Origin of the sequence: Mangrovitalea sediminis (genome assembly GCF_002514725.1) — a bacterium.
In the GTDB taxonomy this organism is placed as follows: domain Bacteria; phylum Pseudomonadota; class Gammaproteobacteria; order Pseudomonadales; family Oleiphilaceae; genus Mangrovitalea; species Mangrovitalea sediminis.
In genome coordinates, this window is the sequence record NZ_NTLB01000007.1 from 354,363 (window position 1) to 367,257 (window position 12,895).

Sequence of the window (12,895 nt, forward strand, 5' to 3'; positions counted from 1 at the left end):
GACGGCTAAGCGCCAATGGCGCCGATCAACGGAAAGATGACCGCATCATAAAGCCGGCTGACGCCCCTTCACCAGCGGGAAACGGCAGGGAATGCCGATCGCTTGATCTGTCGCAAAGGCCGGTAGCGCCCCTATTCCGTCGTCAGGCGATTGCGTCCCGCTTCCTTGGATGCATACAGGGAAACGTCAGCCCGCCGCATCATGTCATCGAAACAGCTGCACAGCGCGTCGGTTGCCCCGATACTCACGGTCATCTGTAACGGATCGCCATCGGGAATGGGCAGGCTGGCCACTTCCGTCTCCTGACGGAAGGATTCCAGCAGCCCAGCGGCCTCCTCCAAAGACGTATCGGGGAACACCACACAGAATTCCTCGCCGCCAAACCGGGCTACCAGGTAATCGCCGAAGCGCTCTTGCAGCCGCTCGGCGAAAGCCCGAATCACCTGGTCGCCCACCTCGTGGCCAAAGGTATCGTTCACCCGCTTGAAATGATCGATATCGATCAACGCCACCGTACAGGGGCGCTGCTTCTTGCGGGCCTGGCGATACAGCATGCTGCCGGTTTCGAACAGGTAACGGCGATTGTAGAGGTCGGTCAGATGATCGCGGCTCGCCACCTCTCGCAGGGCTTCCAGATTTTCCATGGCCTCGACGTTATGCATGACGCGGCAGTGGAATTCCTCATGGAAAAACGGCTTCATCAGGAAGTCGTTGGCACCGTTCTTGATGAACTTCGCCGACAAGTGGCTGCTGCCATAGCCCGACAAGCCGATGATGATAAGATCCCTTTGCTCGTATTCCCGACGCAGGCGCCGGGTAAGCTCGAAGCCGTCCATTTCCGGCATGTTGTAGTCGACGATCAAAAGCTTGATCGCGGGGTCGCCCTGGATCATCTGCAAGGCTTCGGCGCCGTTGGTCGCCGTCAGCACCTGATACTGATGGCTGCGAAGCAAACCACTGACATAGGCCCGGGAGGTCTCGGAGTCGTCAGCGACCAACACTTTGATATCACGGTTGCGCACGATCCGGCGCAACAGGCGGGCGACATACTCATAGGAATGGCGGCTTTCCTTGACCACATAATCCACAATCGGCTTCTGCAGAATGGTCTCGCGCTTACCCTCATCGAAGGTGGCCGTGAGAACGATGCAGGGAATCTTGTGACTCAGGACGTAGTCCAGCACCTCGCCATTGGGCGCGTCCGGGAGATTGAGATCAACCACCGCCGCGAAGTAGCCCCCCGGATCCGCCTCCAGGCGTTTCCGGGTTTCTGCCAGTGTCATGACATTGTCGCAGGGAAGGTCAACCTGAGTCCTGATCACGTGGCGAAGAACCTTGGTGATCAGATGGCTATCTTCGATGAGCAAAATCTTTTGGTTCATGCAGATACCGCACCTCGCCTGCATTTGCGCAGGGGGGCTTTAGCAAATAGGATCTCGGGTTGCCTCCTAGGATAGCTGATGGGAGCAAAAATCATTAGGCGTTCACGAAAAAATCTCCGTTTTTTCGCGCATAACGACGACCCGTGCAAATTTGACACTGAATCCCCTGCAGCCCTTCCACCAAAGGGTAATTCCCAAGACTTTCATTGCGAGGCACAACTGTCATACTTCAGTGACGATGTGCTCACGACAATAACCGCTTCATTGCCTGAAACAGGAACGCCAACGTGTCTACCCTTTTCCCCCAGGTCGATCCCGACGGTCTGCTCGAATACTCCGTCGTCTTCACCGATCGCGCCCTCAACCACATGTCGCCGGTCTTCCAGACCGTCATGCGTGATATCGATGCGCTGCTCAAGGAGTGCTACAACGCGGATGCCGTCGCCGTGGTTCCCGGTGGTGGAACCTTCGGGATGGAAGCCGTTGCGCGTCAGTTCGCCACCGGACGCAAATGCCTGGTCATCCGCAACGGCTGGTTCAGCTATCGCTGGACGCAGATTTTCGATATGGGCGGGATTCCGTCCGCCAGCCTGGTCCTCAAAGCCCAACCCCAGGACAGCAGCGACCAACCCGCCTATGCACCGCCGCCGGTCGACGAGGTGGTCGCCGCCATTCAGCGCGAACGACCGGAAGTCGTTTTCGCCCCGCACGTGGAAACGGCGGCCGGCATGGTGTTGCCGAATGATTACCTGAAAGCGGTGGGCGATGCCGTGCACGCGGTCGGCGGCCTCTTCGTATTGGATTGCGTGGCCTCCGGCGCCCTCTGGGTCGACATGCGCGCCTGTAGCGTCGACATCGTGATCAGCGCTCCCCAGAAAGGCTGGAGCTCCTCCCCCTGTTGCGCCCTGGTGATGATGAGCCAGGCGGCTCGTGACAGCCTTGAAGAAACCCGCAGTACCAGCTTCGCCTGCGACCTGAAACGCTGGCTGCAGATCATGGAGGCCTACCTCAATGGCGGCCATGCCTACCATGCCACCATGCCGACCGACGCCCTCAAGCGCCTGCGGGATACGATGAAGGAAACCCGGGCCTACGGTTTCGAGCGGTTACGTGAACGCCAGTGGGACCTGGGGCGCAAGGTACGCGCACTGTTCGAACGCCAGGGTTTCCGGAGTGTCGCCGCCGCGCCCTACGCCGCACCGGGCGTGGCCGTATTCCACACCCGCGACAAGGATATCCACAGCGGCCGCAAATTCATCGAACAAGGCATACAGAGTGCCGCGGGCGTACCGCTGATGTGCGACGAGCCGAAGGATTTCATGACATTCCGCGTCGGCCTTTTCGGGCTGGATAAACTGCGCGACGTCGAGCGGGCGGTACTCAACCTGGAAGAAGCGCTCTCACACATGGCGACCGGAGAATAATCCCAACATACCTGACAGAAACTGACACCTATGTTGGGTTAGGATGCGCTTTCTGCCCCACGACTCAGGATGAGAAAGATGCAACCAACAGAAAGCGTTGTGGTTTTTCATACCCCCAGAACCCGCTCGACCAGCATTCTCTTTCTGCTGGAAGAGCTGGGTGTTCCCTACGAACTGGAGATTTTCCGTATTCAGGAGGAGGATGTCAGGCAACCGGTTCGCCTTGATCAGGCGCCATCGGCCAAGTCCCTGAGCATTCGCGTACGGGATGCCCAGGTCACCGGACAGATCGCCATCTTCCTGTATCTGGCGGATCGCTTCCCTGAGGCCCACCTTGCCCCTCCGGTCAGTGATGCCGAGCGGGGCGACTACCTGCGCTGGATGACCGACTACGCCAGTGCCTTTGAACCGGCGATTGCCGACCGGATGCCGCAGGCCTATTACCGGAAACACTTCGATGCCGAATTTATCAGGCGCTTCCTGAAGCACGATATCGCGGCAAACCGACGGCCACTCGACGACGACCTTGAGGCGCTGCTGCAACAGATCGACGATCAGGTCAGCCGCACGCCGTACCTGCTCGGCGATCGATTCTCCGCCGCAGACATTCTCTGGGCGCCGGCCCTGTATTGCACCACGGCGTCAGGCTTGATATCGCCATCAAGAGCCATCGAACGCTATACACGCAGGATACTCAGTCGCCAGAAGTGCATTGACGTCCTGCACCAGGATGTACTGCTGATCGAACATCCCAGAGCGTCCCTGCAGGTGATCCCCGGTTAAAGCGGGGATCACCGGTCACAGTCCCTACCTATCAGCATCAATCCGCGTCATCGCCTGCTGCACCGGTCATTCCAGGCATCCTCGCCAACTGCTCCGGGGTGCCGTGCGCCTGGATGTATTCGCGAATCATCCGACGCACCACCTGGGAGGCCGTCAGGTCATGGGCGGTGCAGATCTCTTCGAAAATGGCCTTTTTCTGCGGATCAATCAGCAGAGTAAGCCGAGCCGTACGTTTTTCCATGGATATTCGGGGCCTCGCAGGCGCTTCTCCAGCATCATTCGCTGTGAAATAACAGCCATTCACTTTCAATGATCATAAGAGTAACATTTACGTATATTAACGTATCACCAAATGTTAAACGCATTAACATACTGTGTAAACTATCCACGGTAGTGATCATCTCAGGGGTTTGGCGACACGGCCATTCAGTGCCACGCTAATACCTTGCGCCCTGCGCCAGCCGGAGATCAACGCGTCAATGACACTGCAAATCGCTATAGGGGCCGTGCTGGGTTACCTGATTTCCGGCGGACTGGCCCTGCTGTTGTCCCGGCACCCACGCTGGCAGCGGACACTGGCCTTTGCCTTGCTCTCAGCCGGCGGCATCCTGAGCATTGCCGGCGGAGGCCTCGGTCTGATCGGCACGACGCAAACGCAAACCGCCGCGCTTGGATTGCCCTGGCTCCCCTGGCATCTGCGCCTGGATGCACTTTCCGCGTTTTTCAGCCTGCTCCTCGGACTGGTAACCCTGCCCGCCGCCCTCTATGGCTTCGGCTACTGCCGTGAATACGATCAGGACGCCCAGCGTCGCACGCCGCTATATATCTTCACCGGGCTCTTCGTGGGCGGCATGCAGTTGTTGCTGCTGGCGGATGATGCCTTCAGTTTCATGATTGCCTGGGAAACCATGTCCCTGGCCAGCTATTTCCTGGTCGCGTTTCACCATCAGCGTGCTGACGCGCGACGGGCGGCCTTCCTATACCTGCTGATGGCTCAGGCCGGTGGACTGGCGATCCTGCTGGCGTTTGGCGTACTGGCCACCTTCGGCCACGGATACGATTTCACCGCCATGCGCCTGGCCGCACTGCCCCCCGGCTGGGCCGCACTGGCCTTTGCCCTGGCCTTTATCGGTTTCGGCACCAAGGCGGGGCTGGTACCGTTGCACATCTGGCTACCCGAGGCCCATCCGGTGGCGCCGTCGCATATCTCCGCCCTGCTGTCGGGCGTGATCGTCAAGATGGCGCTATACGGGTTTATCCGGGTCACCTTCGACCTGATCGGCAATGTGCAATGGCAGTGGGGCGTTGCGGTGCTGCTGGCGGGAGCCGTCACCGCACTCTACGGTGTGCTCTACGCCCTGGTGCAAAGCGACTTCAAGCGGCTACTGGCCTACAGCACCATCGAAAACATCGGCATCATCTTTCTCGCACTGGGGCTGTCCATCATCTACCTGGGCAGCGGCCACCCGCTGCTGGGCGCCCTGGCGTTCGTCGCCAGTCTCTATCACGCCCTCAACCACGCCTGCTTCAAAGGGCTGCTGTTCCTCGGTGCCGGTGCCGTCCTGCACAACACCCATGAAACCAACCTGGAGCGACTCGGCGGCCTGATGACGCGCATGCCCTGGACCGGCTTCCTGGTGCTGATCGGCTGCCTCAGCATCTCATCTCTGCCGCCGTTCAATGGCTTTGCCTCAGAGTGGCTGACCTTCCAGTCGGCCCTGCAGGCCGGTGCGCTGGAAAGTGGCGTACTGAGGGCTTCGATCCCCATGGCCGCCGCCGTGCTGGCACTGACCGCCGCCCTGTCGGCCATGACCTTTGTGAAAGCGTTCGGCGTCGGTTTTCTCGGCCTGCCGCGCAGCCCCCACGCCCGCCATGCCCGCGAAGTAAATGGCAGCATGCGCCTGGGACAGGGGCTGCTCGCCCTCCTGTGCCTGCTCCTCGGCGTCTTCCCGACCCTGGTGGTCACCCACATTGCCGCGGTGTCCCGCCTGCTTCTGCAGGCCGACCTGCCCAGCGCCACGGCCCACGGCTGGCTCTGGCTGACTCCCCTGGCAGCGGACAAGGCATCCTACAGTGCACCCCTGGTCTTCACCGGGATGTTGATCGCCGTCGCCGTCTGGGTCGCTGTCTATCTGCTGCTACGCCCCCGCCGCCAGCAGGAACCGGTACCCCGTGTACCCGCCTGGGACTGCGGCTTTGGCGGCTTGACGCCACGCACCCAATATTCCGCCAGCGCTTTCTCGATGCCTATCCAGCGGATTTTCCGGTCGCTCTGGTACCTGGAGGAAACCACCCGTGAGTCGAAACCGACATTCGGTATCGGTCAGCCGGCCTATCCCCGTTACGACGTGCGCGTGCATGACTGGATTCAGGTGCGCCTCTACGAACCCATCGGCCAATGGGTGCTGGCGGCAGCGAAACGTATCGGCGCCCTGCAGACCGGACACCTGCGCCACTACCTGCTGTATTCCCTGCTGACCCTGGTACTGCTGCTATGGCTGTTGCAATGAACCCGACCGGCTGGTTACTGGCGCTGCTGCAGACGCTGCTGTTCGTTGCCGCTGCACCGTTGTTCGGCGCCTGGATCAAGCGCGTCAAATGCTGGCTGCAGAACCGCCGCCCACCGTCGCTGCTGCAGCCGTACCGCGACCTGCGCCGCCTGTTCAGCAAGCAGGTCGTCCTCGCCGAACATGCCTCGGTGATCTTTCGCCTGACACCCTATCTGGTGTTCGGGGCCATCATCATGGCGGCCACGGTCACGCCCTTCATCACGCTCGACACACCCACCACGGCCATCGCCGACGCCATTGTGCTGACCGGCTTCTTTGCCCTGGCCCGCTTCTTTCTGGCCCTGGCCGGCATGGATATCGGCACCGCCTTCGGCGGCATGGGCGCGTCACGGGAGATGACCGTTTCCGCCCTGGCGGAACCGGCCATGCTGATGATGGTGTTCACCGTGTCGATGGTCGCCTCCAGCACCAACCTGGCGACGGTCATCACCAGCATCGAGCACCAGATGGTCATGACCCGGCCATCGCTCTGGTTCGCCGCCCTCGGTTTCCTGCTGGTGATCGTCGCGGAAACCGGCCGCATCCCGGTGGACAATCCCTCGACCCACCTGGAACTCACGATGATTCACGAGGCGATGATCCTGGAGTACAGCGGCCGCCATCTCGCCATGCTGGAGTGGGCCGCCCAGTTGAAGCTGCTGGTCTACGCGGTACTGGCGATCAACATCTTCAACCCCTGGGGAATCGCCCACAGCGACGGCCTCGCACCGTTAGCCATCGCCACGGCCCTGATGGCCGGCAAGCTCATGCTGTTCGGTACCTTGCTGGCCGCCGCCGAGACGGTTCTCGCGAAGATCCGGCTGTTTCAGGTGCCGGTATTCCTGATGCTGGCCTTTACGCTGGCGCTCGGCGGCATGCTCTGTTTCATTATTCTGGAGGCCGGCTGATGTTCTTTTCCCAGCTCGCGCTTTACGAACAGGCCATTCTCGCCCTCGCAGCCGTCGTGTTGCTGCTCACCTTCCTGATGCTGGTCCATCCCCGCATCCTGAGCGTGATCAAGCTGTTCGCCTGGCAGGGGCTGGCGGTGGCCGCGACCACCGCCCTGGTAGCGTACGACGCCAACGCGCCGCACCTGTATATCTCGGCCCTGCTGACGCTGCTGCTGAAAGCGTTCTTCATTCCCTGGCTGTTGCTGCGCATGGTCGACCGTTTCGATCTGCACCAGGAGCTGGACTCCCTGAGCCACCCGGTGCTGGTGCTGTTCGGCGGCATCATCCTGGTGGTGTTCTGCTATCACACCACCCTGCCGGTCGCGGCCCAGCTCACGGCCATCACCCATAACGTGGTGGCGATCTGTATGTCGGTGGTGCTGCTGGGCATGGTGATGCTGATCTCGCGGCGCAAGGCGGTGACCCAGGTGGTCGGTTTCATGGCACTGGAAAACGGACTGTTCTTCGCCGCCGTGGCGGTGACGGAGGGCATGCCCATGGTCGTCGAGCTGGGCGTGGCGTTCGACGTGCTGGTCGCCGCCATCATCTTCGGGATCTTTTTCCTGCACCTGCGCCAAAGCATCGACTCCCTGGATACCAGCCGCTTGAGCCGGCTATCGGAACGGGAGCGCGATTAGTGGAAGCCTTGATCTTCGCCCTCGCCATCCCCGCCCTCGGCATCGTTCTGCTGCTGCTTCTGGGGCACAGCCGCCTCGGCGGACATCTCAACAGCCTGCTGTCGGGACTCTCCCTGCTCGCTGCAGTGCTCATGGCCAGGAGCGTGCTGGCCAACGGCGCCATGACCAGTCCCGAAGGGTTCTTCCACGTCGATGCCTTCAACGTCTACCTGATCGTCCTGACCGCCTTCGTCGGCCTCACCACAGCGATCTTCTCGCGCCCCTACATGGATCACGAGCTGGAACGCGGCCGCCTCAACAGCGCTCGCCTGAGGCTCTATTACGCCAGCTATCAGGGTTTCCTGTTCACCATGCTGCTGGCGCTGGCGAGCAACAACCTGGGCGTACTCTGGGTGGCCATGGAAGGGGCAACGCTGTCGACCGTGCTGCTGGTCAGTCTCTACCGGACGCCGGAATCCATCGAGGCCGCCTGGAAATACTTCATCCTCTGCGGTGTCGGCATCGCCCAGGCGCTGTTCGGCACCGTCCTGCTCTATTTCGCGGCGTCCCAGGTGATCCCCGACCCGTCGAAGGCGCTGCTCTGGAGCACGCTGATCGCCCATGCCCACCAGCTGGAACCCGCCACCATGAGCCTGGCGTTCGGTTTCCTGCTGGTTGGTTACGGCACCAAGGTGGGGCTGGTGCCGCTGCATAACTGGCTGCCCGATGCCCACTCCGAAGGTCCGACGCCCATCTCGGCGGTACTCTCAGGCCTGCTGCTGAACGTGGCGCTCTATGCATTGGTACGCATGAAGATGCTCACCGACGGCGCCCTCGCCGGGCATGTCAGCAACCCGCACATTGCCGGTTTCCTGATGATGGGTTTCGGGTTGATCACCTTCCTGGTGGCCGGCCTCTTCCTGCACCGGCAGAAGGATATCAAGCGGCTGTTCAGCTATTCCTCTATCGAACACATGGGGCTGATGACCTTTGCCTTCGGCATGGGCGTACCCTTGGCCACCTTTGGGGCACTGCTGCACATGGCCGTGCACTCCCTCACCAAGTCGGCGATCTTCATCACCGTGGGCCATGCCAGCCAGATCGCCAAGACCCAGCGGATCGACAATATTCGCGGCCTGATCGCCACCCAGCCGGCGGTCGGCTGGGGACTGCTGCTGGGCACCGCCGCCATTGCCGGCTTTCCGCCCTTCGGTGTCTTCACCAGCGAATTCCTGCTGTTGACGGCGACCATGCAGACCTGGCCCTGGCTGACGGCGGCCCTGCTGGTGGGCCTGGGCATTGCGTTCGCAGGGCTGTTCCGCGCCGTACAACCAATGGTGTATGGCAACCGGCCCGAGTCGGCCGCGCCCATACACGTCAATATGTGGCCGGTGATCGTGCACCTGCTGCTGGTGCTTTGGCTGGGCCTGGCCATTCCCGGCATTCTCGCCCACTGGTTCGATCAGGCGACACAGTTGATCGCCGGCCAGGGCGTGCTTTGAGGGGATTCGCATGACAGATACCCGTTTCAACTGGATGCCCAAACTGCTCAGCCGGCTGCGCAAGAGCCGGGTCGAAGTGACCGAAGTCCCCTCCTGGCACGACCCGGTGCGGACCCTCTGGGTACAGGCCCGCGACTGGGGGCGTCTCGCCACCTATCTGCAGGAATTCGGCTGCCGACTGGCCGGACTCTGGGGTGAAGACCGCCTCGAGCGGCTGCGGGTCTACGCGTGCCTGGAGAAGCAGGGTGACTACCTGCTGCTGAAAGTGGAAGTCCCCGCCGCAGAACCCCAACTGGCCTCCTGGACCGCCGTCTATCCGGGTGTGAACCGGTTGGAACGCCACACCCGCGACCTGCTCGGCGTGACCTTTCTGGACAGCCCCGACAACCGCCGCTGGCCACGCCATCAGGCATGGCCGGAGGATGTCTACCCGTTACGCAAGAGCGAACCGCTCAGCGGACACTCTCCGGACGCCGACACCCCGGCAGACAGCGATTACCCCTTCCAGTCGGTCGCGGGCGAAGCCGTCTACGAAATCCCCGTGGGACCGGTCCATGCCGGCATCATCGAACCCGGTCATTTCCGCTTCCACGCCATCGGCGAAACCGTGCTGAACCTGGAAGCTCGCCTGGGTTACACCCATAAAGGCATCGAAAAGATTGCCGAGGGACGTACGGCGGAAGCGCTGCTGAAGCTGGCCGGGAGAGTGTCCGGTGACAGCACCGTCGCCCATAGCTGGGCCGCCGCCCAGGCCCTGGAGCGCGCCGCGGGTATCGAACCGCCCGCTCGCGCCCTCTACCTGCGGGCCCTGCTGCTGGAGCGGGAGCGTATCGGCAACCACCTGGGCGATATCGGCGCCATCTGTAATGACGTTGGCTTCGCTTTTGCCCAGATGCAGTTCAGCCGCCTGCGCGAACGCTGGCTACGCGACAACGAGCGGTTGTTCGGCCACCGCCTGCTGATGGACCAACTGCTGCCGGGCGGCGTTCGTCATCCTCTCGACAACGATGCGGCCAGCAGCATCCGCGAGGCCTGCGACCGCCTGCGCGAGGAGCTGGACAGCCTGCTGCCGCTACTGCGCGATAACCAGTCTTTGCGCGACCGCTTGCTGGGTACCGGTATCCTCTCCACCGAACAGGCCCGCCGCCTCGGTTGCCTGGGATATGTGGCCCGCGCCAGCGGTTGTGGTTACGACGTACGCTGCGACAGCCCCTGGCCCCCTTACGAAAATCTCAGCATCCGCCGCCCCCTGCAACAGAGTGGCGATGTCGCTGCAAGGGTGATTCAGCGCGCCGAAGAGGTTTACGCCAGCCTGGACGCCGTGCGGCAGATCCTCGATAAACTCCCGCCCGGGCCGCTCAGGGCGCACTGGCCGGAAGCCGCTACGGGCGCTGGCATGGGTATGGTGGAAGGCTGGCGCGGCGAAGTCCTCGCCTATGTGCGCCTTAACGGCGAAGGGCGGGTCGAACGCTTTTTCCCGCGCGACCCGAGCTGGTTCAACTGGCCCGCACTGGCGGTGCTGATCCATGACAACATCGTGCCCGATTTCCCGGTCTGCAATAAATCGGTCAACGGCTCCTATTCGGGTCAGGATCTTTAGGGGATAGACGCCATGTTCAGAATTCTCCGCAAAATCCAGAGTGTCGGCATCATTACCGAAAACATTGAGCGCGACAGCGACTACGAGGCGCTCGGCAGTACACTGAAGCGACAGCTGGAACGGCAGTTCCAGGGCAGCCTGGCGATACGGGAACTGGACTCCGGCTCCTGCAATGCCTGCGAACTGGAAATCCAGGCGCTGAACAATCCGTACTACGATGTGGAGCGCTTCGGCGTCCATTTCGTCGCCTCGCCCCGGCATGCAGACGTGCTACTGGTCACGGGCCCCATGTCGCGGCATATGGAAGAGGCCGCCCGCCGCACCTACGCCGCCATGGCCGCCCCGAAGTGGGTGATCGCGGTGGGTGATTGCGCTGTCGATGGCGGGATTTTCGGCTGCAGTTATGCCAGCCGGGGCGGCGTGAGCAAGGTCCTGCCGGTGGACCTGACAATTCCCGGCTGCCCGCCCAGCCCGCGCCATTTGGTGAAAGGACTGCTGGCGCTCTTGGACTCGGCCGCCGCTCGCTAAGCGCCAGACTCAAACCACCAGCAACATCTGCAGGTCGCCCACATTGGTGTTGGTGGGGCCGGTTTTGTACAACGCGCCGACACCGCCCAGAAAGTGGTACGAATCGTGGCGAGCCAATACCTGGGCGATCGCCTTACGGGCTGCCGTACCGGCCCCTTCCAGCGCAAGCCGGTCGGCAAAACCGCCAGCGGCATCGGTGGGACCGTCGTTGCCGTCGGTGGAGGCCGCCAGGAAGTGCACGCGCTCACGTTCGGCGTCTTTCCAGGCGGTCATCGCCTGCAGGAATGCCAGGGCCATCTCCTGATTGCGCCCGCCTTTTCCCTCACCCTGTCTCTCACCCCGTCCCTCACCCTTTCCCTCGCCCTGAAGCGTGACAACGGTCTCGCCGCCGACCAGCAGACAGGCCGGTTTCGGCGACAACATATCGGAACACGCCATATCGCGGCCGATATCCGCCAGCGTCCGGGCCACATGACGGGCTTCGCCGGCCATTTGTGCCGTCAGGGGAATGACGTGATAGCCCAGTTCGCGGGCCTTGCCCGCGGCCGCCAGCAACGCCTGCCGGTTGGTGCCGATCAGGAAGTTCTCCGCCCGCGCCAACGCCGGGTCTCCCGGCTTGGCGCTTTCCGACACCTTACCCGCCACACCGGCCTCCAGCATCTCCACCACCACCGCAGGCACCGCATTGCGCAGCCCATAACGGTCGATCACCGCCAGGGCATCGGCGAAGGTCGTCTCGTCGGCACTGGTGATGCCGGACGCGATGCTGCCAAGGTCGTCGCCGATCACGTCAGAGAGGATAAAATTCAGGCTTCGCGCCGGAGACAGCATCTGTACGAAGCGCCCGCCCTTGAGGCCGGACAGGTGCTTGCGCAGGCAGTTGATCTCCGTAATATCCGCCCCGCAACTGAGCAGCGCCCGGGTGGTCTGTTGCTTGTCCTCCAACGTCAGTCCGCTGCCATCCTGCCGTTGCAACGGAGAGGGCAACAACGCAGAACCGCCGCCCGACATGCAGGTAATCACCAGTGTTTCGCTATCGGCCGCCTGGGCCAACCCGGCGATACGTTTCGCCGCCGCTTCGCCGTTGGCGTCCGGCACGGGATGCCCGGCTTCCACAATCTCAACCCTGCGGGTCGGTTCGGCGTGCCCGTATTTCACGCAGACCAGACCGCCATCGATCCGGTCGCCGAGGATCTGCTCAAAAGCACGCACCATCGGCGCCGATGCCTTGCCCGCCCCCAGGATCAGGAGGCGGCGATAGTCGTTCAGATCAACCTTGTGCCGTTCGCCTTCCAGCTCGACGAGGAGCCGGGAGCCATCCAGGCGCACATGGTCGGCGATCATCCGAAAGGGGTCGACCCGCGCCAGGGCGGCGCGGAAAATCTGGTCGAGGTGCTGGCGGCGCTGATGATTCGGATTCACGGATCCCCTCCTGAGCCAGTTACGGGTTCAACCGGTATAAGGACAGACTATGGCATGATCAGCAATTCCCGTACCATCGCTTAAGACGCGGCCTCCATAGCGAAGGATTTTTATACAATCCGGAGGTTCTCCAGTATC

At 62.2% G+C, this 12,895-nt stretch carries 11 protein-coding genes; 8 read left to right on the forward strand and 3 right to left on the reverse strand.

Going from position 1 to position 12,895, the window contains the following annotated elements; genetic code table 11:
• Nucleotides 1-131: 131 nt before the first annotated feature.
• On the reverse strand, nucleotides 132-1,382 hold the full coding sequence (locus tag CLR77_RS18640) for a diguanylate cyclase (RefSeq protein WP_097462204.1): 1,251 nt from the start codon (nucleotides 1,380-1,382) through the stop codon (nucleotides 132-134).
• Nucleotides 1,383-1,669: 287 nt separating this feature from the next.
• On the opposite strand from CLR77_RS18640, the gene CLR77_RS18645 reads away from it, so the two are divergent.
• Nucleotides 1,670-2,806, forward strand: a complete 1,137-nt coding sequence (locus CLR77_RS18645; RefSeq protein ID WP_097462205.1) for an alanine--glyoxylate aminotransferase family protein — start codon at nucleotides 1,670-1,672, stop codon at nucleotides 2,804-2,806.
• 78 nt (nucleotides 2,807-2,884) lie between these two features.
• The gene (locus tag CLR77_RS18650) at nucleotides 2,885-3,589 is read left to right on the forward strand and encodes a glutathione S-transferase family protein (RefSeq protein ID WP_158227243.1); all 705 of its coding nucleotides are present in this window, start codon (nucleotides 2,885-2,887) and stop codon (nucleotides 3,587-3,589) included.
• A 37-nt stretch (nucleotides 3,590-3,626) separates the two neighbouring features.
• Here the strand turns inward: CLR77_RS18650 and CLR77_RS18655 are convergent, their stop codons facing one another.
• The gene (locus CLR77_RS18655) at nucleotides 3,627-3,830 is read right to left on the reverse strand and encodes a CopG family transcriptional regulator (RefSeq protein WP_097462207.1); all 204 of its coding nucleotides are present in this window, start codon (nucleotides 3,828-3,830) and stop codon (nucleotides 3,627-3,629) included.
• A gap of 238 nt (nucleotides 3,831-4,068) precedes the next feature.
• On the opposite strand from CLR77_RS18655, the gene hyfB reads away from it, so the two are divergent.
• The 6 genes from hyfB to CLR77_RS18685 are packed head-to-tail and all read left to right on the forward strand — an operon-like array spanning nucleotide 4,069 to nucleotide 11,335.
• Nucleotides 4,069-6,099: a hydrogenase 4 subunit B gene (gene hyfB / locus CLR77_RS18660; protein WP_097462208.1), complete on the forward strand. Its 2,031-nt coding sequence runs from the start codon at nucleotides 4,069-4,071 to the stop codon at nucleotides 6,097-6,099.
• Nucleotides 6,084-7,046 (forward strand): respiratory chain complex I subunit 1 family protein, encoded by a 963-nt coding sequence (locus CLR77_RS18665; RefSeq protein ID WP_227520000.1) that lies wholly within the window; start codon nucleotides 6,084-6,086, stop codon nucleotides 7,044-7,046. Before hyfB ends, CLR77_RS18665 begins: the two co-directional genes overlap by 16 nt.
• Nucleotides 7,046-7,726, forward strand: coding sequence for a formate hydrogenlyase (locus CLR77_RS18670; protein ID WP_097462210.1), 681 nt, complete (start codon nucleotides 7,046-7,048; stop codon nucleotides 7,724-7,726). The genes CLR77_RS18665 and CLR77_RS18670 overlap by 1 nt, the downstream gene beginning before the upstream one ends.
• Nucleotides 7,726-9,207 carry a hydrogenase 4 subunit F gene (locus CLR77_RS18675; RefSeq protein WP_097462211.1) on the forward strand — a complete coding sequence of 494 codons (1,482 nt, stop codon included), beginning with the start codon at nucleotides 7,726-7,728 and terminating at the stop codon, nucleotides 9,205-9,207. The genes CLR77_RS18670 and CLR77_RS18675 overlap by 1 nt, the downstream gene beginning before the upstream one ends.
• A gap of 10 nt (nucleotides 9,208-9,217) precedes the next feature.
• Entirely contained in the window at nucleotides 9,218-10,807 is a 1,590-nt protein-coding gene (locus tag CLR77_RS18680) for a hydrogenase large subunit (protein ID WP_198962828.1), read from the forward strand.
• A 12-nt stretch (nucleotides 10,808-10,819) separates the two neighbouring features.
• Nucleotides 10,820-11,335 carry an NADH-quinone oxidoreductase subunit B family protein gene (locus CLR77_RS18685; RefSeq protein ID WP_097462212.1) on the forward strand — a complete coding sequence of 172 codons (516 nt, stop codon included), beginning with the start codon at nucleotides 10,820-10,822 and terminating at the stop codon, nucleotides 11,333-11,335.
• A 9-nt stretch (nucleotides 11,336-11,344) separates the two neighbouring features.
• Here the strand turns inward: CLR77_RS18685 and CLR77_RS18690 are convergent, their stop codons facing one another.
• Nucleotides 11,345-12,757, reverse strand: coding sequence for a glycerate kinase type-2 family protein (locus tag CLR77_RS18690; protein WP_198962829.1), 1,413 nt, complete (start codon nucleotides 12,755-12,757; stop codon nucleotides 11,345-11,347).
• Between the last annotated feature and the right edge of the window lie 138 nt (nucleotides 12,758-12,895).